At 35.8% G+C, this 21,737-nt stretch carries 20 protein-coding genes; 9 read left to right on the top strand and 11 right to left on the bottom strand.

The window, feature by feature from the left end:
• Positions 1-26: 26 nt before the first annotated feature.
• The gene (locus ACIDC4_RS00650; RefSeq protein WP_412043917.1) at positions 27-611 is read right to left on the bottom strand and encodes a Crp/Fnr family transcriptional regulator; all 585 of its coding nucleotides are present in this window, start codon (positions 609-611) and stop codon (positions 27-29) included.
• A gap of 306 nt (positions 612-917) precedes the next feature.
• Between ACIDC4_RS00650 and ACIDC4_RS00655 the strand changes: the two genes are divergently transcribed.
• The 8 genes from ACIDC4_RS00655 to ACIDC4_RS00690 all read left to right on the top strand — a co-directional run bounded on the left by ACIDC4_RS00655 (position 918) and on the right by ACIDC4_RS00690 (position 8,220).
• Positions 918-1,466: a GNAT family N-acetyltransferase gene (locus ACIDC4_RS00655; protein WP_412043918.1), complete on the top strand. Its 549-nt coding sequence runs from the start codon at positions 918-920 to the stop codon at positions 1,464-1,466.
• 90 nt (positions 1,467-1,556) lie between these two features.
• Positions 1,557-2,123: a contractile injection system tape measure protein gene (locus ACIDC4_RS00660; protein WP_412043919.1), complete on the top strand. Its 567-nt coding sequence runs from the start codon at positions 1,557-1,559 to the stop codon at positions 2,121-2,123.
• 24 nt (positions 2,124-2,147) lie between these two features.
• Complete coding sequence (locus tag ACIDC4_RS00665; protein ID WP_412043920.1) at positions 2,148-3,068, top strand: phytanoyl-CoA dioxygenase family protein; 921 nt, start codon at positions 2,148-2,150, stop codon at positions 3,066-3,068.
• Between the two features lie 146 nt (positions 3,069-3,214).
• Positions 3,215-3,352 carry a hypothetical protein gene (locus ACIDC4_RS00670; protein ID WP_412043921.1) on the top strand — a complete coding sequence of 46 codons (138 nt, stop codon included), beginning with the start codon at positions 3,215-3,217 and terminating at the stop codon, positions 3,350-3,352.
• A 17-nt stretch (positions 3,353-3,369) separates the two neighbouring features.
• Positions 3,370-3,975 (top strand): DNA-3-methyladenine glycosylase, encoded by a 606-nt coding sequence (locus ACIDC4_RS00675; RefSeq protein WP_412043922.1) that lies wholly within the window; start codon positions 3,370-3,372, stop codon positions 3,973-3,975.
• A gap of 314 nt (positions 3,976-4,289) precedes the next feature.
• On the top strand, positions 4,290-5,756 hold the full coding sequence (locus ACIDC4_RS00680; protein WP_412043923.1) for a glycoside hydrolase family 130 protein: 1,467 nt from the start codon (positions 4,290-4,292) through the stop codon (positions 5,754-5,756).
• A 208-nt stretch (positions 5,757-5,964) separates the two neighbouring features.
• Positions 5,965-7,401 (top strand): serine hydrolase domain-containing protein, encoded by a 1,437-nt coding sequence (locus ACIDC4_RS00685; protein WP_412043924.1) that lies wholly within the window; start codon positions 5,965-5,967, stop codon positions 7,399-7,401.
• A gap of 228 nt (positions 7,402-7,629) precedes the next feature.
• A complete protein-coding gene (locus ACIDC4_RS00690; RefSeq protein WP_412043925.1) occupies positions 7,630-8,220 on the top strand; it encodes a hypothetical protein in 591 nt (196 codons plus the stop codon).
• Between the two features lie 763 nt (positions 8,221-8,983).
• On the opposite strand, the gene ACIDC4_RS00695 is transcribed toward ACIDC4_RS00690, so the two are convergent.
• Positions 8,984-9,133 (bottom strand): hypothetical protein, encoded by a 150-nt coding sequence (locus ACIDC4_RS00695; RefSeq protein ID WP_412043926.1) that lies wholly within the window; start codon positions 9,131-9,133, stop codon positions 8,984-8,986.
• A gap of 413 nt (positions 9,134-9,546) precedes the next feature.
• On the opposite strand from ACIDC4_RS00695, the gene ACIDC4_RS00700 reads away from it, so the two are divergent.
• Positions 9,547-10,488 (top strand): proline dehydrogenase family protein, encoded by a 942-nt coding sequence (locus ACIDC4_RS00700; RefSeq protein ID WP_412043927.1) that lies wholly within the window; start codon positions 9,547-9,549, stop codon positions 10,486-10,488.
• A gap of 10 nt (positions 10,489-10,498) precedes the next feature.
• Here the strand turns inward: ACIDC4_RS00700 and mqo are convergent, their stop codons facing one another.
• The 9 genes from mqo to ACIDC4_RS00745 all read right to left on the bottom strand — a co-directional run bounded on the left by mqo (position 10,499) and on the right by ACIDC4_RS00745 (position 21,718).
• On the bottom strand, positions 10,499-12,094 hold the full coding sequence (gene mqo / locus ACIDC4_RS00705) for a malate dehydrogenase (quinone) (RefSeq protein WP_412043928.1): 1,596 nt from the start codon (positions 12,092-12,094) through the stop codon (positions 10,499-10,501).
• Positions 12,091-12,345 (bottom strand): hypothetical protein, encoded by a 255-nt coding sequence (locus ACIDC4_RS00710; RefSeq protein ID WP_208686684.1) that lies wholly within the window; start codon positions 12,343-12,345, stop codon positions 12,091-12,093. The genes mqo and ACIDC4_RS00710 overlap by 4 nt, the downstream gene beginning before the upstream one ends.
• Positions 12,346-12,411: 66 nt before the next feature.
• Positions 12,412-12,669, bottom strand: coding sequence for a hypothetical protein (locus tag ACIDC4_RS00715; protein ID WP_412043929.1), 258 nt, complete (start codon positions 12,667-12,669; stop codon positions 12,412-12,414).
• A 57-nt stretch (positions 12,670-12,726) separates the two neighbouring features.
• The gene (locus ACIDC4_RS00720) at positions 12,727-14,136 is read right to left on the bottom strand and encodes an efflux transporter outer membrane subunit (protein WP_412043930.1); all 1,410 of its coding nucleotides are present in this window, start codon (positions 14,134-14,136) and stop codon (positions 12,727-12,729) included.
• Entirely contained in the window at positions 14,136-17,291 is a 3,156-nt protein-coding gene (locus ACIDC4_RS00725; RefSeq protein ID WP_412043931.1) for an efflux RND transporter permease subunit, read from the bottom strand. Before ACIDC4_RS00725 ends, ACIDC4_RS00720 begins: the two co-directional genes overlap by 1 nt.
• Before the next feature lie 31 nt (positions 17,292-17,322).
• On the bottom strand, positions 17,323-18,456 hold the full coding sequence (locus tag ACIDC4_RS00730; RefSeq protein ID WP_412043932.1) for an efflux RND transporter periplasmic adaptor subunit: 1,134 nt from the start codon (positions 18,454-18,456) through the stop codon (positions 17,323-17,325).
• A gap of 160 nt (positions 18,457-18,616) precedes the next feature.
• On the bottom strand, positions 18,617-19,693 hold the full coding sequence (locus tag ACIDC4_RS00735) for an adenylate/guanylate cyclase domain-containing protein (RefSeq protein WP_412043933.1): 1,077 nt from the start codon (positions 19,691-19,693) through the stop codon (positions 18,617-18,619).
• Between the two features lie 170 nt (positions 19,694-19,863).
• Positions 19,864-20,619 (bottom strand): LytR/AlgR family response regulator transcription factor, encoded by a 756-nt coding sequence (locus tag ACIDC4_RS00740; protein WP_412043934.1) that lies wholly within the window; start codon positions 20,617-20,619, stop codon positions 19,864-19,866.
• Positions 20,620-20,623: 4 nt separating this feature from the next.
• Positions 20,624-21,718 (bottom strand): sensor histidine kinase, encoded by a 1,095-nt coding sequence (locus ACIDC4_RS00745; RefSeq protein ID WP_412043935.1) that lies wholly within the window; start codon positions 21,716-21,718, stop codon positions 20,624-20,626.
• Positions 21,719-21,737: the final 19 nt, after the last annotated feature.

Consider the following 21,737-nt stretch of genomic DNA (forward strand, 5'->3'; position numbering starts at 1 on the left):
CAAGAAATTCGCTTGATCTAGATCAATTATTTGGGATCGAAAATGATATTCTTTTTAAGCCTGCTTAGGGTTTCAGGAGAAAGACCAAGATACGAAGCAAGTAAATTTTGTGGTATTCGTTTGATCAAATCAGGGTTGTTTTCTACAATATGTCTGTATTTTTCTTCTGCCGTGTGGGTATATGAACTTATTAATCTTCTTTCTTTTGTAATTAAACTATTCTGAAAAAGCAATCGAAAATAGCGATCCATCACCGGAACTTGTATCGTTAAGTTTTCGAAATCTTCTCTGGTAATGAGCAATACTTCTGAATCTTCCATGGCATCAATGCTGTAAAAAGAAATTCCACCGCTAAAAAAACTGCTCATGTCTGATGTCCACCAACCTTCGGGCGAAAACTGATTAATATGTTCATTCCCTTTTTCATCAACATTATAAGACTTTAAAAGCCCTTTAGAAACAAATGTCAAGTAATTACAAACATGTCCTTCAACCACTACAAATTGCTTTTTCTTTATTTTTTTAGGTTTAAAGAAAGTCTTTATCAATTCCTTTTCTGCAGGATTCAGAGAAACTTTTTCTTCAAGATGTTTGAAAATTATATCGTACATTTTAAACTATTTTACTTTATGAATGATGAAGCATAACAAATGTATGCTATTTATTTTTTAACTTTCATCATCTAAAAAAAACATACAATTAAGCTACCGTTTGGACACAAGTACAAAACAAACACGAATTGCACGAATTTGCACAAATTTTAATTGGTTAATTTAGTTTGTGAAATTAATTTCACGAAATGAATTAGTGCCAATTTGTGCAATTTGTGTTTAAAATTGATTTATAATATTTGTCCACACGGTAGGAGAATTAAGCCTGTTTTAATGCATTGATTAGCAATTTTAAAGAGTAAAGAAATGGTATTAGATTTTAAAATTTTCCCTCAGCTTCAAACAGAGCGATTGATATTGAGAAATATCGAAAGTACTGATGCCGAGTTAATTCACAAACTACGTTCTGATGAAGTTGTAAATCGATTTGTGGGCCGGGATAATTCATCAACAGTAGAAAAAGCAAAGGAGTTTATTCTCAAAATACAAAATCTGGTCGCGAAAAATGAAGGACTTTATTGGATCATTCGACTAAAAGAAAACAATGATTTAATTGGATCTGTTTGTTTGTGGAATTTTGATCCTGAAAATGAAATCGTTGAAATTGGCTATGAAATGTTACCCGAATTTCAGGGAAAAGGAATTATGACCGAAGCCCTCAAAGCAGTTACAAAACATACGTTTGAAGAAATAAAAGCAAAGATAATTACGGCTTTTCCGTCAGAGGATAATGTCAATTCTGTAGCGATTCTAAAAAAAATGAATTTTGAATTCGAAGACAAAAAGTATAATAATACGCATGAAAATGTAAACAATATTGCTACGTATACTTTACGAAACCGTACCCTTATTTAAAAACCAGATCAGGTATAAATACCTATACGGCAATCAGTAAAATATCTTTATTTTTATGTTGCTTTTGTATTCATAACTAATATCATCAAAATGGGAACACCTTCTGACCACGGACCATCAAAAGAATTAAAAAATCGTTCAACTCCAATTAAAGAGGGAATCCCGGTTAGAAATGCAGGAATTGTTCTTTTAAATGACTATATCATTATGCTCTTCGAAAGGTTAAATCTCGTTACGCATAACCAATTTGTTAGTGTTGAAGATCAAAAAAAAGCTGTTCAGTATTTACAATATGTTGTTACCGGAATCAGCGAAACAGAAGAAGCTTACTTACCCTTAAATAAAGTACTTTGTGGTTTATCACTTACCGATAATGTTCCTGATGCAATTGAAATTTCACCTGAAGATCGAAGCCTTATTGAAGGTTTAATAAACGCTGCTATTTCTTATTGGTCTGTAATTGGTGACTCGTCTATAGATGGTTTTAGAGGCAACTGGCTCGTTCGGGACGGAATCCTTACAGAATTTGATGAAAGATGGGAACTTACCGTCGACAAAAGAGCTTATGATATGCTAATAAACAAATCTCCTTTTGCTTTTTCAATTATAAAATATCCATGGATGAATAAGCCTTTGCATGTTAATTGGCCTTTTTAAAAAACTATAAAATCTGTAAAATCTATGTCCTCGACTATTCTTGAAAAACTTTGGAAACGTACTGTAAATCCTTTCCTAATTTCTGCTACAGATGAAACACAAAGCTGGAATGAGGAAATGAAAACCTTATACGAATTGGGTATTGGTATGGAAGACACACTACAGTTTTTATATTTTGAAAAACCTGATTTAGAAACTTTTAAATCCTGGATCAATTCTAAAAAAAGAAAAGATGCTACTGAATCTGATAATTTGATAGACAATGTACTCTCAAAAGATGACCTTGAATTCTGGAATAATAATGGTTATGTTGTTGTAAAAGATGCTGTTTCGAAAGAAGATTGCGAAGCTACACAACAAGCTATTTGGGATTTTTTAGAAATGGATCCTGATCAAAAGGAAAGCTGGTACAAAAGACACGAAAATCAAAAAGGACTGATGCTTAATTTTTCGGATCATGAAACTTTAAATAAAAACAGATTTTCGCCCCGAATAAAAAAAGCATACGAACAACTTTACAATACCGCGAATATTTACAAAACGATTGACAAAGTAAGCTTTAATCCGCCTGAAACCGCTGAATTTACTTTTTTAGGAAGTGCGCTCCATTGGGATACCAGCTTAAAACAACCTATAAAATTTGGACTTCAGGGTCTCCTTTATCTCACAGATTGTGGTGTCAATGACGGTGCTTTTCATTGTGTAGCAGGATTTCATAACCAAATAAATCAATGGCTGAACAATCTGGAACCAAATGAAAACCCAAGAGTTAAAGCTCTTGAAACATTACAGCCAAAACCTATTTTGGGCAATGCCGGCGATTTTATTATTTGGGATAACAGATTGCCGCATTGTGCAACGCCAAACAAAGGCAAAAGTCCCAGAATGGTGCAGTATCTTACTTATTTGCCTAATGATTTTAATGATTCGGGAGAATGGTTGTAAATTGAAACATTGAGGCAGTCGATTTAGAAACAACATCTTAGCTGCGTCAATTAGCTGATAATAATACAATTGTGCGATATAAATTCTATAATACTATTATTTTTGGAAGTTTCTACATTTGTTTATATTGATTTAAATAATGTATTATGACAACTTCCAATCACAAAAACAATATTTCGAGTGCGAGAACTTCAGAAAAAAAATCTGCGGTAAAGTCAACTTCATCAAGAAATAATGAAAAGACCACTATCGAAATCAAAAAAATCAGTCATAACAATCCGTAATTATTAATACAATACCTTTGAAATTACCCTTTTCTTATTACCTCAATCCCGATGTCCTTTTTCTGGCCAAAGATCTTTTGGGCAAAGTGCTTTTTACCCAAATTGATGGTGAAATAACTGCAGGCGTTATCGTAGAAACCGAAGCTTATTTTGGTGTTCAGGATAAAGCATCGCATGCCTACGGCGGACGTCGTACGAACAGAACTGAAACGCTTTATCAGCATGGAGGCATTTCGTATGTTTATTTGTGCTACGGAATTCACAATCTCTTTAATATCGTAAGCTCGGTCGAAGGCGAACCTCATGCGGTACTAATACGCGCCATAGAACCTCTTATAGGATTGGACATAATGGAAACCAGACGTAAAATAGCTGCCACAAAAGCCGCTATCTCTTCAGGTCCCGGATCTGCGGCAAAAGCTTTAGGTATCGATCGTACCTTTAATGAAAAAGAGCTCACAGGCGAAGAAATCTGGATAGAAGATCACAATATTCGCTATACCTCTGGCCAAATTGCAGCAGTGCCCCGTGTTGGTGTCGCATACGCGCAGGAAGATGCGCTCCTTCCCTGGCGTTTTTTTGTTACAGACAATAAATATGTAAGTAAACCCAACAAAATTTAATCTTAAATTTAAATGTACTTCTCACTTTTATTAACGCATCAAAACTTTACAAAGATCGTATCTATTTAACAATCAATGTTGTTTTTATTTTATCTTTATAATAAAATACAAACATTAATGTATAAAGCCACAATAAAAGTTTCAAAAAAAAGTTTTTTTTTCGATAACAAAATCACTAACTTGTTTAGAAATAGAGAATACTTTTTAGGTATTACTATTGTTTCAGGCAGGTAAATTCTATATTTTTTTCTAACAAATTATAGATATCGAAAACCTGAATTCATTTTTCTAACATCAAAAAAAAACAGATTTATATGCGAGTATCAGTCATCCGTAAAAACATAAAATTTACCCCGGATTCTAAAAGAGTTGTTGCAAGATATTTTATGAATGGCGAAGAGCGGACCAAACAAATGGTCGCACGCATAATGACCCTGGACGAAAAGCAGGTATTAGAAACCTTAGAACAAACGCTTCGCGAATTTGCAAGACGCCACCGAAATATTTCGGCGATCTTTTTTAGACATTGCGAAAAAATAAAACCAATCATCGAATCCATGCAAATCGACTATGAGGCAATATCTCTTGATCGAAAGATGCTCATAGGTTCTTATTGTACGATGGAATACGCGATAGAATCTGCCGCGATTTTTAATCCTTCGATTATTGAAGATTTTGATCAGTCAGGTCTTGAAGCCGGCGAAAAACGCGTAATCATTTCTTTTCGTGCCACGGGTGAAGGTCATATTTCATCAATAGTTTTTAGAAGAGGAATCCTTGATAAGGATAACAATCTTCTGGTGATGAAGATTGGTCATAATATCGACAAGGCCGAAATTGAGCATAAAACCTTATTCAATAAAGAGCGTTTTTTATTGAAACTGTCCGAAATGCATACGCAGGACAAATACATTGCGCAAATCATGCAGGACTTACCTGATGAGTTTGAGTTTGCTATATTAAAAAGTATGGTCAATACCGCCTTAAGTGACCCGTCGATTCGTCAGGAAAGAAGAACAGCACTTGAAGAAATACTGTGGCTTGCTGATTCATTTTATGATTTGCAGTTCAAACACGATTCTGATCTTACAGAACGTGTTATATTTCCGATATCTGAGTCTGAAAGCCGTGGTATCGAGGATGCGCGTTTTGTACGATTTGAGGATGAAGATGGATCAAGCCGCGTTATGGCTACTTATACGGCATATAATGGTCACGCCATATTACCTAAACTTATTTCTACCGAAGATTTTTACACCTTTAGGGTAATGCCTTTGCATGGCGCGGGCGCTCAGAATAAAAACCTGGCTTTATTTCCCAGAAAAATAAAAGGTAAATATGCCATGCTTTCGCGAATTGATGGCGTAAACAATTACATTATGTATTCTGACAGGGTTACACAATGGAATGATCCTATTCTTCTTCAGGAACCGCGTTATACCTGGGAGCTTACACAAATAGGAAATTGCGGTTCACCACTTTGGACTCCGGATGGATGGCTTGTTATTACTCATGGTGTAGGCACAATGCGACGTTATTGTATTGGTGCCTCATTATTAGATCTTGAGGATCCGTCTATAGAAATAGGAAGACTTTCAGAACCTTTGCTTTCACCTCTTGAGGACGAGCGAGAAGGTTATGTGCCTAACGTTGTGTATTCCTGCGGATCTATTATACACAACAATAGCCTGATATTACCTTATGCCGTATCTGATTATTCTTCTACTTATGCTGTAGTCGATATGGGAGAGTTGATCGATGCGCTTAAAAAAAGTAAATAAGTCACACGCCATAATATTAATTGCTTTCTTTTTTAAGGAAGCAATTTTTTTCGTATTTGTACAATTTTAGCGTAACATTTCACATTAATTTTGAGTCTTTCTAAAACAGTACAATTTAATATTGATCGAAAATCTGTCGGTCATTACTATTTCTCTGTAACTTCCTATGGCAGCAAGATAGCAGCTGTCTTAACTGACTCAGATTACAATGAAAAAATATACAATAATAATCTTCTTAATCGTCGCTCCTTTCACCTTTGGTCAAACACCAATAGATAGTATAAAAGCAATTATAAAACAGGAAGTTACCAATAAAAGAAGCAAAAGTATTATCATAGGAATTGTTGATGCCAACGGCAGGCAGATAGTTGCAGAAGGCCAACTAAGTGATAACGATTCCAGATTGCCTGATGGTAATACCATCTATGAAATAGGTTCCATTACAAAAGTATTTACTTCGTTGTTATTGGCAGATATGAGTTTAAAACAGCAGGTTAATGTTCATGATCCTATATCAAAATTTCTGCCTGGAACTGTAAAAACACCTATACGGAAAGGAAAAGAAATTTCGCTGCTCAGCTTATCAACGCATCGATCCGCAATGCCGCGTTTTCCATACAATACAGATCCAAAAAATCTGGACGAACCTTATATTGACTATAGTGTAAATCAATTATATGAATATGTAGCACATTTTGAACCATCTTTTGATATTGATTCAAAATGGCAATATTCGAATGTGGCTTATGGCGTATTGGGCACTGTACTGACTTTGGTTGCGCAAAAAAATTTTGAGGCTCTAATGACAGACGAAATTTGTAAGCCTTTGCATCTCAATAGCACCGTTATCTCATTAACAGCAAAGCAAAAAGAAAATTTAGCCATAGGGCATGCCGAAACCGGTACAAAAGTTGGACTTACAGAATTAGGTGCAATAGAAGCCGGCGGAGCATTGCGATCTAACGTAAATGATCTTCTCACCTTTGCAGAGGAAAATATGGGATTAATTAAAACAGAATTGTTTCCTGCAATGAAACTCACTCATGTCCTGCAGGCAAAAAAGGACGGAAACGATACTTACACCACAATGGGTTGGACTCTTGACAATAACGATGGACAAAATTTACTTTTTAAAGATGGCGGAATGCCGGGATACTGCACATTTTTAGGCATAGATAATAAAAATAAAATTGGTGTAGTAGTTTTGTCCAACTCTAATAATTCAGTATCAGATATTGGCAGATATATTCTGGATTCGAGACATAAAATAGAGCCGTATCAATATCCCTGGCAATTATTAGATACACTTCGAAAAACGGTTCAATCTAAAGGAATTAATGCTGCAATTGCATTATACTATCAACTAAAAACAGCCAAAAATCCCGAATTGCTTTTTAATGAAAATCAACTGAATTATTTAGCTGGTGAATTAAGGAAATCCGGCAAAACAAAACAGGCTATCAAATTGTATGAACTCAACGTAAAGGAATATCCTGGTGCTGTTCTTGCTAATGAAAGTTTGGGAGAAATTTACAAACGAACCAAAAAAAAGAAAATGGCGATTATTTATTTTGAAAAAGCCCGCGAACTGGATCCTCAAAATCCGCATTGGAATTATATTCTGGACAAACTCAAAAAACGCTGATGCAAAAATTCAATTCTTTTTTTAGTAAAAACTAAAAATGAATGTGCGACCACCAAAACAATTCGACATCTAAAACGAATTTATCTATTAAAAAAATAAAGATCCCGCCTCATAAATAATACATTCAAAAGGCAATAAATATGTTAATTGAATGTTTTAATAAAAAGAGTTAATTGATTTAAAATTTAATGATTAACTTGTATATACTTATTAATATATCTAACATTTATGAAAAAAATATTGTTTTTGGTCACTATATTGGGGATTTCTTTGCAAGGATATTCTCAAAAAGAAATAAAAGATAAATACAAACCAATTCCGGCTAAAAATTCTGATATAAAAGAATCTTTGCCGCCAACGGAGACTCCGCCAAACGATCCTCCGCCTTTAAAAGAATCAACCGTTTTAAAAATAGACCCGAATGAACTTTATAAAAATAATACGCTGTACAAACCCGAAGCAAATGTAGAAGGTATTTTTTACAGAAGAAATGAATATTTAGGAGGTTTTGTAACCAATACAGCTACTTCTACCATTCGATATCGCGATGCGGCTTTTGTAGATGGAGATAAAATAAAGGTGTATTTGAATGATAAAGTTATTGAAACCGAAGTAATCCTAAATGGCGATTTTCAGGGTTTTAAAATAAATTTGGTAAAAGGAATCAATAAAATCGATTTTGAAGCCTTAAACGAAGGTTCAGCGTCACCAAATACAGCTGAATTTCAGGTTTATGATGATAAAGGAGCTGTTATTCAGGCAAGCCAATGGAATGTTGGTACCGGTTATAAAGCTACTATTATTTTATACAAAGAATAAATATTAGCAAGCCCATAAGTAACCCGACAAAGAAAATTTTACCGCAAAGTTCACAAAGAATTACGCAAAGTTCGCGAAGTTTTGTGAATTACGCTTTGCTCTAAGATCACAAAGGGATTGTGTTAAAGCATAACTTAATAACATTACCCATAAAGACGTTTGATAAATTGTGTCTGTAATATAATGTATCTTTTTGCGATTCAATCAAGCGTTCCTACGGAATGTAAAAAAGGCATTGCGAGAATATCTTTCTATACGAAAATATCATCAAGTTAAGTTTTTTTAACGCAATCTTGTCAGGCTGAGCGAAGTCGAAGCCCATAAGTAACCCGACAAAGAAAATTTTACCGCAAAGTTCACAAAGAATTACGCAAAGTTCGCAAAGTTTTGTGAATTACGCTTTGCTCTAAGATCACAAGGGGATTGTGTTTAAAGCATAACTTAATAACATTGAACATAGGGACGTTTGAGTGAATCGTGAGAATATCGTCCCATACGAAAATATCATTAAGTTAATCTTTTACAAAATAAGATTATTGCAAATCCGTTTTTATCCGCGTTTTTACGAAGTAAATCTGTTTTATCCGCGTCAAAATGAGACGCTGATTTTACTGATTCACTAAAGCGAAAACGCTGATAAAAACGGATTTTCTAATTGCTTTCCTGATTAAGGGCTACCGATTAAATGTTCCGATGGAACAAAAGCAAATAAATTGAACGTAGGAACGGGATCAGGTCTGTCTGCTAAATGATTTTTTACTAATTACACCCAACGGGTTAAGATATAGCAAAAATAGATGGTAACTCCTATAATGATTGCCGCCGCGCTAAGTAAATTGAGCCTGACACGATTGTGATGACGCTCGATTTTAGCGATTCTTTCATTTAATCTTTCGTTTTCCTCGTCTATCATTTTCTGATATTTGTCCTCCATACTTCCAATATTATCCATTTTTACCGTACTTACGAAGTATTACACTTCTTGGTTTTAAACTTATTTAAAGTATTGGAGTTTTTATTCAGAACCAAAAAAAAATCCTTACTTCCTTATATTCAATCCTTTATTAGATTTAGAATATATCTTAAATAAGCCTGCACTACACTTTCGTAAAAATCTTATTGAATAGACTGATTTTATACCTGTATTTCCCATAATAAATGATATATTTATAACCCTAATTTTAGTATGGAATCCTTATTTCCGGACACTTCTTTAGGCGTATTACAGAAAAAGCGAAAGTAAAATCTTAAGCGACCTCAACACTTTATCAAATAAGCTTTGATATGGGGTTTTAATTATCATCAAAAACAAATTATTCAATAAAAATGGAAAAAGATTTACTTTTAATGGGAGCCAATGCTTTACGAAAAGCGGCTTTGAATGAACAGGCAAAAGATTATATTTTATCTAATGAAGTGCTGTTTAAAACCATGAAAAAAGCGGCAGATCGCTATATTGGAGGTGAAACACTCGAAGAAACCATTACCAAAGTCAAAGAACAAAATAAACAGGAGTTTAAATGTTCTATGGAGTTTATGGGTGAAAATACCCTAACAGAGAAAGAAGCTTCTGAAGCTACTAATGAGTTTATTAGAATCGCTCAGGAAATTAAATTACAGCAACTCAATTCGACAATTTCTCTTGATCTTTCGCATATTGGTTTAAAAATATCAAACGAATTATGCCTTAACAATTTGACTTCTATATGCCAGGAAGCCGAAAAAAAGAATATCGAAGTAACGATTAGTGCAGAAAATATCGAAATAACAGATTCTGTTATCGACATTTATAAAACAGCTGCTAAAACTTTTACCAATACATCAATCACACTTCAGGCTTATTTGCACCGATCAAAAGATGATTTTGAGGATTTAATAAAAGAAAACGGAAGAATCAGAATCGTTAAAGGCGCTTTTGAAACTCCCGAAAATCTTTCGATACCAAGAGGAGCTGCGCTTGATGAACGCTATTTGTATTACATCGATCAATTATTGTCCAGAAATCACCGTTGCGCTATTGCTACTCATCATGATCTCATTCAGAAAGAAGTTGTTGCATTAGTTGAAAACTATAAAACGAGCAAGGATTTGTACGAATTTGAAAGTTTATACGGAATTCAGACACAACAACTTATCAATTTAAAAGAACAAGGATATCCTACAAAACTATATTTTGTTTATGGTAAAGAATGGTATTTGTATTTGTGCAATAGAATTGCAGAATATCCATTGAATATATTTCAGGCTTTAAATGATATTGTAAACTAATGATTTAAGATCAATTGACTTTTTGCTGTTGAATTGTATCCTTATGAATTTCTTTCCAGACAATGCCTAGTTTTTCACTGTCATTTTTTCTGATCTGATTGGCTAAGGCAATATTATCAGATAATTTTTGTCCGTATGACGGAATCATTTCTTTAATTTTAGCTTGCCATTGCGGAGTTTCAAGTTTAGTTTTATAGCATTTCTCAATTACTTTGAGCATAATAGAAACTGAAGTTGAAGCTCCCGGCGAAGCGCCCAATAAAGCCGCAACACTCCCATCTGATGCTGTAACAACTTCGGTACCAAATTGCAATATTCCGCCTTGAGTGGTTTCGTCAATTTTTATGACCTGAACTCTTTGTCCGGCAACTTTGAGATCCCAGTCTTTCATTTTTGCTTTCGGAAAATATTCTCTTAAAGCTGCTAAACGCTGTTCCGGTGTTAATACCACTTGTTCTACCAAATATTTGGTAAGCGGCACATTGTCCAGTCCGGCTTCTAACATGGGTCTGATATTGTAAAAATTAAAAGATGCGGGTAAATCGCCCCAGGTACCGTTTTTAAGAAACTTGGATGAAAATCCTGCAAAAGGACCAAACAGGAGTTCTTTTTTTCCGTTAATGATTCGCGTATCCAGATGCGGAACAGACATTGGCGGCGAGCCTACAGAAGCTTTTCCGTATACTTTTGCCTGATGCTGTGCTATGATTTCAGGATTGTTACAAACCAGCCACTCCCCGCTTACCGGAAATCCGCCGTAACCTTTTGCTTCCGGAATATGTGTTTTTTCAAGCAAAGGCAATGTCGCACCGCCCGCACCAATAAAAACAAATTTAGCATCGATGGTTTTGGTGGTATTGCTTTTTAAATCCTTTACATACACTTTCCAGGTTCCGTCGCTATTTCTTTTAAAATTAGTTACCTCGTGATTGAGTTCTAATTTCATTTTGCCTGCTTTCAGTAAATTCGAAGCCAGTTCTGCGGTTAATGATCCGTAATTTACATCGGTACCAATATCGATTTTGGTTGCCGCTACTTTTTGAGAAGGATTACGGCCGTCCATTACAAGCGGAATCCAGCTTTTGATTTGTTTTTGATCATCAGAAAATTCCATTCCGGTAAAAAGCGGTTCTTTTTGCAGGGCCAAATATCTTTTTTTCAGGTATTTGACATTCTCATCACCAATAACAAAACTCATGTGAGGCGTAGGATTGATAAATGTTTTGGGAGGTCCAATTTTTCCTTTGGATACTAAATACGACCAGAATTGTTTTGAAATTTCAAACGATTCGTTAATCTCAACCGCTTTATGGGTATCGATAGTTCCGTTACTAAGTTCCGGAGTATAGTTGAGTTCGCAAAGTGCCGAATGTCCTGTTCCGGCATTGTTCCAGGCAGATGAACTTTCTTTGCCCACAGCATCGAGTCTTTCGTAAGTAACAATAGACAAGTTAGGATCAAGTTCGTTAAGCATATTGGCCAGGGTTACGCTCATAATTCCGCCGCCTACCATAACCACATCGACGGTTTCTTCGGGATTACTTTTTTTCTCTGTGCAGGATCCTAAAATCAGGATGCACAACAAACAGCTAATGCCCCTTTTCATTTGTAACTGATTTCTATTAAAATAGTGATGATTTTCGAGATCGAAAACAAAAACAGAAACACAATTAATCCTGTCAAAAAGCTAAAGGCTGGTAAAATCCATCCACCAATTCCTCTTGGTGTAAACAATAGATAAAGTGTTCCTATTAAAGCGCCTAAACCAATGAGATAGGATAAAAACAAAAATATTGAAGCTAATATTTTTAGAGTTTTTTGTTGTTTCAAAATGTCAGCGGAAGTAAAAGTTGTCATAGTATATTTTTATAAGTTATTAATAATAAACATTTTATATCCTTATAAAGATAAATAAATATTTAACTACTTCTTACAAAATGCATTACGGTTTATTCTGCTCCTCATTCTTGTTAATGCTTTTTTCAATTCAATACCATCACCAGTCTCTTTCCATTGCTTTTCTTCTACAGCTATTAATTCTAATTTTGCGATGATTTCTGCAAGATTATTTTCTAAAGAAATTTTGCCGTGGCGCCATTCTTTTTTATAAGAATCCTTTCTGATCTTTAAAATAAAAACTCCGCTCTGAATGTAATCAGAAGTATAAAATTTTAAAAACAAAAAAATTCATCACCTATACATAATTTGTACAGATGATGAATTATTCAAAATACCGGCTTACTCTACTCCGCCACCCAGGGCACGATATAGGTTGATGGCTGCATTTAGTTTTTCTAATTTAATCGCAACAACATCAAGATCATTTTGCAAAGCGCTGTTTTGCGCTACAATAACCTCAAGATATGTCGCCATTCCGCTTTTGTACAACAAGTTGGCGTCATGTGTTGCTTTATCCAAAGAAACCGACTTTTCGGTAGCCAATTCCATTCGTTTATCTGCATTTTTTAGTTTCGACATCGCATCAGAAACTTCTCCAACCGCTGTAATAAAAGATTGTTTGAACTGCACAACAGCCTTTTCCTGTTCCAGAATTGCAATTTCATACGCTGTTCTTAACTGGCGTTTCTTGAAAATGGGCTGTACCAAATTGGCCGCAATTGTTTTGGTTACCGATCCCGGAAAATTAAACCAGGTATCAAATTCAAAAGAGTTAATCCCAATTGACGGACTCAGACTCAATGTTGGATACATCGTTGCTTTTGCAAGTCCCGTTTTAGCATTGGCAGACATAACGGCGTATTCAGCAGCTTTTACATCCGGTCGTCGGCTTAAAAGCGCTGCCGGAACTCCTGAAGGTAAAGCCACATTAAGTTCTGCTGCGTCAAGATTTCCTGCACGTGTGATGCTGTCAGGATATTCACCACACAAAATTTGTAATGCATTTTCCTGAACCGCTATATTTGCCTCTGCTAAAGGAACCAACAATTCTGCTGTTTTTTTCTGAGCTTCTGTCTGATACAGTGCCAAAGAACTAATCAAACCTGAATTGTACTGCATTTGCATCATACTCAAAGTACTATTACTCAAATCAATGTTTTTCTGTGCAATTTTAAGCTGCTCGTCGAGTCCTAAAAGATTATAATAAGACTGCGCTACCTGAACAATAATTCTCGTTTTCAATGCCGAAAGATTTTCTTTTTGGGCAAAATAACCCGCTTTGGCATCTCTCTTTTGCATAGCGGCTTTTCCCCAAATATCAGCTTCCCACGATAATCGAAGGTTGGCACTATAATCGTCCAGATAATCTTTACTGGTAAATTGTGCACTCAAAGAACCGTTAAGCGAATTTTTAGACTGATAACTTCTGCTTGCTCCTGCATCAAAATCAAGTGTTGGCAATAACGACAATTTTGCCTGTTTGTAAGTAAGATCAAGCTGTTCCATACTTTTCATCGCAATAAGCACCTCGTTGTTTTTAACGAGGGCTTTTTCGATTAAACTCACCAGCATAGGATCTTTGTAGTAACTTTTCCAGGGATGCAAAATGGTATCTCCGGTCAATGTTATTTCTTCACGATATTTCTCAGGCGCATTTAAATCTGTTCGGGAATATTTTTTCCCTACTACGCAGGATGTCAATAAAACACCTGCAAATAAAGAAATTCCAATTTTATATAGTACGCTCATTATTCTTCTTTTATAGTTTGAATTACAATCTTTTTACCGGATACTTTTTCCTGTAAATACTGAAAGAGGATAAAAAGTAACGGGATTACAAAAACTCCCAAAACCACTCCGCTAAACATCCCGATAGCAGCACTTACACTTATCGATCTGTTTCCTACTGCTGTTCCTCCTGAAGCAAACATCAACGGAATCATACCTACAATAAAGGCAAGGGATGTCATGATAATAGGTCTTAATCTCGATCTTGCTCCTTCTATCGCTGCTTCGGCTATAGACAAGCCTGCGTAACGCCTTTGAAGGGCAAACTCTACAATAAGAATCGCATTTTTGGCCAAAAGTCCGACCAGCATGATTAACCCGACCTGCACATAAATATTATTGTCCAGTCCTACTGCTTTTACTCCTGCAAAAGCACCCAAAATTCCGGTTGGAATAGAAAGTAATACAGCAAGTGGCAATAAATAACTTTCGTATTGTGCTGCCAATAAAAAGAAAACAAACAACAGACATAATCCAAAAATGGCAATGGTTTGATTTCCTCCGGCTTTTTCTTCGAGACTTAATCCTGTCCATTCGTAACTGTAATCAGATGGTAATTTGTCCAGAACCGTTTCAAGATTCCCCATAATTTGTCCGTTACTGAATCCCGGTAATGCAACAGCCGTAATATTCACCGAATTATAAAGATTGTAACGGTTTACGGATTCCGGACCATACACTTTACGCAATTTGACAAGTGATTTTACAGGAACCATTTCCATTTTGGCATTTCGAACAAATATTTCGTTGAAGGCATCCTGATCTGTTCTGAAAATTCCATCTGCTTTGACATTCACTCTGTAAAATTTTCCAAATCTTGAAAAATCTGCCGATTGATCTCCGGCAAAATAAGTCTGGATATTGCCTAGCATTTCACGAATGTTCACTCCCATTTGGCTTGCTTTTTCTTCATCAACCTCCAGTTCAAGCTGTGGATAATCTGCTCTAAAAGTAGTATACGCATATTGTACTCCGGGTTGCTGCATGATCTGTCCAATAACTTTATCAGCCATAGCTTTTAGTGTGGCCGGATCACGCGCTGTCCTGTCCTGAAGCACTATTTCGGCACCACTGGTTACACCAAATCCTTCTACAGGCGGCATTCTTAATACCATTATCTGACCTTCTTTTATGACAGATAATTTACCGTTGACCATATTCAAAATTTCTTCGATGTCCTTAACGGCTCCTCTGTCTTTTTTAGGTTTTAATTTTATAAATCCTAATCCGTAAGCGGTACTGGCACTATTACTCAAAATATTAAAACCTGTAATACTGGTATTGACATCAATCGCTTCAATAGTTTCAAGTTCTTTTTCCATTTTTTGAATCACTTCTGTAGTACGATCTAAAGCGGTACCTGGAGGCATTGATAAACTATAAAGCATAAAGCCGTCATCTTCCATTGGAACAAAACTTTTAGGAGTATTCATCATCATCACAATAGCGATGGCGCTTATTCCTAAAACTAATCCTCCTGCAAGCCATTTTCTACCAATAAGAAAACGAACTCCTTTGATATATTTACCTGTCAGGTTGTTGAAACCTGAATTAAACCCAACAAAAAAACGTTCTTTAAATCCGTTTTTATGTTCTTCTCCTTCATGTTTGCCGCTATGGCTGTTCTTTAATAAAAGAGCACATAATGCCGGAGTAAGTGTCAATGCATTTACTGCCGATATAATAATGGCAATAGCCAATGTATAAGCAAACTGCTTGTAGAAAATACCAGAAGATCCGGTCATAAAACCAATTGGGATAAATACCGCCGACATGACCAGCGTGATCGAAACAACGGCTCCTGTAATTTCTGCCATTGCACTATGCGTCGCTTCTTTAGCCGAAAGGCTCGAATCTTCTTCCATTTTACTGTGAACGGCTTCGACGACCACAATCGCATCATCGACGACAATACCAATCGCGAGAACCAATGCAAAAAGCGTCAGGATGTTGATCGTAAATCCAAATACCAACAGGAAGAAAAAGGTTCCTACAATCGCAACTGGAACCGCAATAGCCGGAATAATCGTAGAGCGGATGTCCTGAAGGAATATAAAAACGACTATAAAAACCAGAATAAAAGCTTCTAACAAGGTCGATTTTACTTGTCCGGTTGCTTCGTCCAGTCTTTCTTTGGTACTCATTACATTGACATACTTAATACCCGGAGGAAAAGATTTCGATAATCTTTCGACTTCCTTGTTGATACCAATTTCGATATCATTGGCATTTGAGCCTGATGTTTGTAAAATCGCCATAGTAACGGCATTCTTAGAGTTCGATTTGTTATCACCACTATAAGAGATTGAACCAAATTCCACACGTGCAACATCTTTAAGCCTTAGGATATTATTGCCATCAGTTTTAACGACAATGTTTTCATATTGCTCCGGTTTGTTTTTCTTTCCCTTATATCGAATAACGTATTCTAGTGCTGCTTTCGATTCTTCTCCCAATTTTCCCGGAGCCGATTCTAAACTTTGATCTGCAATGGCGCGGGTAACATCTGAAGGTACTAAACCTGCATTGGCCATTTTTCGCGGATCAAGCCAAACACGCATCGAATAATCTTTTTGTCCAAAAATTTGCACTTGCCCTACACCCGGAACACGTTTTATTTGCGGTACCAAATTGATGTTGGCATAATTCTGCAAAAACAATTCGTCGTACTTTGCATTATCGTCTGTATAAAGGTTGAAAATAACAATCATACTATTTTGCTGCTTCGAGGTCGTAAGTCCCATTCTGATTACTTCCTGAGGTAGTTTTGGCGTTGCCTGCTGTACTCTGTTTTGTACATTTACAGCAGCCTGATCAGGATCGACACCTTGTTTGAAAATGACACTAATCGAAAAAGATCCGTCATTACTCGCAGTAGATTTAATGTACTGCATGTTTTCAACCCCATTAATCTGTTCTTCAAGCGGTGTTACCACAGAACGTATAACGGTTTCGCTATTTCCTCCGGGATACGAACCACTTACCATTACGGTTGGCGGTGAAATATCAGGAAACCTGGTTACCGATAATCTTGTAAGACCTATGATACCTAATATCACCAATACAATGGAGATAACTGTAGCCAATACAGGCCTGTCTATTATTTTTTTTAACATGGAAAATGTTATTTATATTAAAAACAAAAATTTATTTGTTGCTTTGTGGTTTCGCCGCTGTTTTTGGCACTACTTCGACACCATCATAAAGCAAATCGATACCGTTTAATGCAATCTTATCACCCGATTTTACGCCGCTTTTTACAAAATAATCTGTACCTGCACTGCCGGCAATTTCTATAGGAACCATGGCTACTTTGTTACCTTGTTTTAGAACATAAACAAAGAATTTATCCTGAATATCTTTTACACTGGCCATTGGAACTGTAATTACCGAAGCCAAATTGCTATTAAGCACTACGCGGGCAGAACCTCCTGAACGCAATTGCTTTTTAGGGTTAGAGAAAACGGCTTTTAAAGCAATACTTCCTGTCGTACGGTCGATATTACCACTGGCTACTTCCAGTTTTCCTTTCTGCTCGTATACACTGCCATCTGCCAGGATTAAATTTACGGTTTGGTTGGATTTTGCATCTTTAGAAAATTCTAGATAATCTGCTTCGCTTAAAGAGAAATAAACAAAAACGGTATTGATTTCTGAAAGAATGGTAAGGGGAACAGCATCCGTTGGTGTAACCAGATTTCCTACTCTATTCGGAATCCTGCTGATGTAACCGCTTACGGGAGCTTTTATCAAAGAAAAATCGGCGTTAAGTTGTGAAGATCCCAATGCTGCTTTTGCCTGAGCTGCCTGAGCCGATGCTGCATCGTAATTGGCCTGCGCTGTTTTTAACTGCATGTCTGAATATACTTTTGCATCCACAAGCGGTTTGATTTTTTCGATTTCTAATTTGGCATTGGCAAGGTTTGCCAAAGCACTTTTGTAAGCTGCCCGGCTGTTATTTACCTGCTCTGCATAAACATCTGCTTTTATTTTAAACAGCGATTGTCCTTTGGTTACATAATCTCCTTCTTTAACATAAATAGCTTCAAGATAACCTGAAACCTGCGCTTTTATGTCAACATTTACGGTACCTTCGATAATACCCGGATATTTTTTTTCTACTTCGCCAGTAATCGATTTAGCCTGAAAAAAATCTACTTCAGGTTTTGGCGGTGCCATACCTTCCGGTCCGCTTTTACCGCATGAAGAAAAGCTAATGATAATCAATAAAACTACCATTTTGCTGAGTGTTTTATTATTTTGAAAAAATTGTTTTGTCATTTTATTTCACTTTTAATGAATACATAGGATTTGATGACAAAATAACAACCCAAAAGCCCCTTAAATCAACGGAACTTTACCCAACCGTATTTTTTTGATGCTGAAACGAACAATAGAACAACCGAGAAAAACAGTACGCTGATAGTACTGTAAGGAAGATTTAATCGAAAGATTTGTAGATGGTAACGGGTCTTTTTTTACCGCGCAAAATGATGGTTTCAATTGCTGTAAAATTATCCTGATCAAAAGAAGTTAATTGTTCGAAAAAGGACTGCGTGATCAGAAGATTTGTTTTGTAATCATTGCATAAATCACGAACTCTCGCTGCCGTGCTAAGGACATCTCCGTGATAAGCAATTTCGGTTTTAATTTGCCCGATTTCTGCAACGGTTACAAGTCCTTCGTTAATCGAGGCTTTGAACCTTGGAACCAAACCAAATTTACGCTGATACACCTCTTTTTTTTCTAATAAACGAACGGCAAAAGCTTCATAAAGTTCAATACATTGCTGTCTTTTAAAACCTTCTTTTACTTTCCAGGTAAGCACTGCTTCGTCGCCTACATATTGGTAAACTTCGGCATTATACTCTACTAATATTTCTGATAAATCTGTAAAACATTCCTGCAATAAAAGACTGTAATTGTAATGACCCACTTCTTCTGCAACTGTAGTCGAAGAACACATATCCAGGAACATAAAAACCCTGTATTCTACAACAGGAATCATATAATTGCCGCGTAAAAGATTTTTGAAATAATTACTTCCTAACCTACGGCTAAAAGCCTGTAAAAGGGTAATAAAAATATGAACGATTAAACAATAGACCGTAAAGCAAGTCAGCCATTTTGCATTGACCTGAATTGCAAACCAATTATCGATTATGATGTAATGCACTTTGTTAAGTTCGATTATGATCAAAAGGCCAAGAAAACAGACTATTAAAAATAAAAGACTTCGAAGTAATGTAACCAGTAAAATTCCGTAACTGCGAAAAATTCTGGGATAAACCAATTCTTGTAAAAGAAAAAGAATGGTTCCCATAAAAACACCAACCGTTAAAGCTCCCGTTATTTCTGAGAGTAAAAAATCCTTCACGCAAATTTTACGGGTAATAAAAAATTCATCCTCGATCATGCTGTATGTCATGAAGACATAGAACAAAAAAGCAGCAATCCAGAGCGCTATAATCTGCAGGTATTCTTTGAACTTTAAAAATGTTTTTAGGGAGTATTTCATTAAAGATAATTTTGATACAACTCAAACCAAAAAAGATCATTTTGATTCGAAATAATATGTAGCAAAATTAAACCTGTAATAAACGTAAATGCAGGAAAGTATTACCCAAACGGTGATTAAATGAACCGAATAGTAAGTTATACCGCCTAAAATGAAGTTTGAAAATTATTCTAGCGATCCATCCATTGCTTGAAAAAAGGGGCTTTTTCCCTGCTGATGATCACCTCACGCTCAGGATCTGCTTTAAGCTGAATTTTGAGTTTGGCATTAAAATAATTGGCAATCGATTTAATGCTTTCGGCACGAATAAAAAATTGCCTGTTGGCGCGAAAAAAAACATCGGGATCAAGTTCTTCCTCCAGTTCTTCCATGGTTTGCGGAATGGGGATTATAGTGCCGTTTTTAAGAAAAAGATGCGAGGTTTTAAATTCTGAATACACAAAATCGATATCGGCTACATCAATACTTTTATAACCATCGCGATAGGTAACCAAAAATCGCAATCTAAAAGAAGGTTTGTTCATGAATCCCTTTAGGATTGCTGCAATATCTTCGGTATTATTTTTAACTTTCGATACTGATTTAAATTTGGTTAAAGCCTGTTTGAGTTCCGTTTTTTCGATTGGTTTCATCAAATAATCAATGCTGTTTACCTTAAATGCGCGTACAGCATATTCATCATAAGCGGTTGTAAATATGATGGGACAAGTAATTTTTACTTCTTCGAAAATCGAAAAACTAATACCATCTGCCAAACGAATATCCATAGTAATTAAATCAGGCATCTCATTCGCATTCAGCCATGTTACTGCACCCTGAACCGTATCTATGATGTCGAGGATTTCGCAATCCGGTTCCAGTTCTTCCAACAATCTTTTAAGACGGTTGGCATTGATACTTTCATCTTCTATAATTAAAATTTTCATAGTATTAAATTAAGGGCAGACGTACACAATAAAACCCATTAGACTCTGAAAAAACAGGCATTCGGTCAAACAAAATTTTATATCTAAACTCGATATTCTTATTCCCAACTCCTGTAGAAACAAAGTTTTTACCTGATGTTGGCTGCAAATTATTGCGTACCACGAGATCTCCAACATCTGAATAAATAGCAATAACAAGTGGATTTGCGAGTGTTGCACTATTATGTTTTACGGCATTTTCGACCAATAATTGCAGCGTTAGAGGCGGCAAATGAAGATCCAGACAAGTCATATCTATTTGCAATTTTAGCTCGACTTTTTCACCCAAACGTTTTTTTAACAGATAAAAATAAGCATTCAAAAATTCTATTTCTTCCCTTACCGTAATCGTGTCTTTATCGAGATTGGAAATCATATAACGATACACACGCGTAATATTCTCCAGAAAAGACGCTGCAGATTGCTGGTCTTCGTGAATTAGCTCTGTAAGTGTACTGAAATTATTAAAGATAAAATGAGGATCGAGCTGTAATTTTAAAGATTCTAACTCTGATCTGGTAACGGCTTCCTGCAATTCAGAAGCTTTGATTTTTAGTTCGGCCGCTTCTTCAGAAGTCACGCGCCAGCGGTTCAGTAAAAAGATACTAGTATGAATGAAACTGATAAAAAGAGACAATATAGCAGCCATTAAATTTGACTGCCATATTTGTACCAATTCGCTTTCTTTTAAGGGTGTCCAGGAATAAAAAAACTGCCACAAATGCGAAAAAGAATAATTTAAGAGAATATTCCCCGCAATAAGACATATAAATTGTGCAAAGGCCCTGAAAATAGGCTTTTGCTCCCAGCTGATCCAATAATTAAGACTCCGGCCTACAAAAAGACTTAACTCTGTAAGGACGGCGCAATATACCAGAATGATAAAGATATCAACTGTCCAGTCTAAAACCAGCAGCGTATTTTGTTCAAAATCCTGATAGGGATTCAGGAAATAATACGACGATAAATAGAGAAAAAAAACAACCGGTATTACAATAATCCTGTAATACTTATAGAAAAAATTCTTCCCTCTGGTTTTATTTTGCACATTTGAATCCATAAGCTACTATATTGACACT

Source organism: Flavobacterium sp. C3NV (assembly GCF_046825355.2).
In the GTDB taxonomy this organism is placed as follows: Bacteria; Bacteroidota; Bacteroidia; order Flavobacteriales; family Flavobacteriaceae; genus Flavobacterium.

Bases quoted from the DNA above. Each gene is read 5' to 3' on its own strand.
- ACIDC4_RS00650 (WP_412043917.1), bottom strand. From the start codon at position 611: ATGTACGATATAATTTTCAAACATCTTGAAGAAAAAGTTTCTCTGAAT.
- ACIDC4_RS00655 (WP_412043918.1), top strand. From the start codon at position 918: ATGGTATTAGATTTTAAAATTTTCCCTCAGCTTCAAACAGAGCGATTG.
- ACIDC4_RS00660 (WP_412043919.1), top strand. From the start codon at position 1,557: ATGGGAACACCTTCTGACCACGGACCATCAAAAGAATTAAAAAATCGT.
- ACIDC4_RS00665 (WP_412043920.1), top strand. From the start codon at position 2,148: ATGTCCTCGACTATTCTTGAAAAACTTTGGAAACGTACTGTAAATCCT.
- ACIDC4_RS00670 (WP_412043921.1), top strand. From the start codon at position 3,215: ATGACAACTTCCAATCACAAAAACAATATTTCGAGTGCGAGAACTTCA.
- ACIDC4_RS00680 (WP_412043923.1), top strand. From the start codon at position 4,290: ATGCGAGTATCAGTCATCCGTAAAAACATAAAATTTACCCCGGATTCT.
- ACIDC4_RS00685 (WP_412043924.1), top strand. From the start codon at position 5,965: ATGAAAAAATATACAATAATAATCTTCTTAATCGTCGCTCCTTTCACC.
- ACIDC4_RS00690 (WP_412043925.1), top strand. From the start codon at position 7,630: ATGAAAAAAATATTGTTTTTGGTCACTATATTGGGGATTTCTTTGCAA.
- ACIDC4_RS00695 (WP_412043926.1), bottom strand. From the start codon at position 9,133: ATGATAGACGAGGAAAACGAAAGATTAAATGAAAGAATCGCTAAAATC.
- ACIDC4_RS00700 (WP_412043927.1), top strand. From the start codon at position 9,547: ATGGAAAAAGATTTACTTTTAATGGGAGCCAATGCTTTACGAAAAGCG.
- mqo (WP_412043928.1), bottom strand. From the start codon at position 12,094: ATGAAAAGGGGCATTAGCTGTTTGTTGTGCATCCTGATTTTAGGATCC.
- ACIDC4_RS00710 (WP_208686684.1), bottom strand. From the start codon at position 12,345: ATGACAACTTTTACTTCCGCTGACATTTTGAAACAACAAAAAACTCTA.
- ACIDC4_RS00720 (WP_412043930.1), bottom strand. From the start codon at position 14,136: ATGAGCGTACTATATAAAATTGGAATTTCTTTATTTGCAGGTGTTTTA.
- ACIDC4_RS00725 (WP_412043931.1), bottom strand. From the start codon at position 17,291: ATGTTAAAAAAAATAATAGACAGGCCTGTATTGGCTACAGTTATCTCC.
- ACIDC4_RS00730 (WP_412043932.1), bottom strand. From the start codon at position 18,456: ATGACAAAACAATTTTTTCAAAATAATAAAACACTCAGCAAAATGGTA.
- ACIDC4_RS00735 (WP_412043933.1), bottom strand. From the start codon at position 19,693: ATGAAATACTCCCTAAAAACATTTTTAAAGTTCAAAGAATACCTGCAG.
- ACIDC4_RS00740 (WP_412043934.1), bottom strand. From the start codon at position 20,619: ATGAAAATTTTAATTATAGAAGATGAAAGTATCAATGCCAACCGTCTT.
- ACIDC4_RS00745 (WP_412043935.1), bottom strand. From the start codon at position 21,718: ATGGATTCAAATGTGCAAAATAAAACCAGAGGGAAGAATTTTTTCTAT.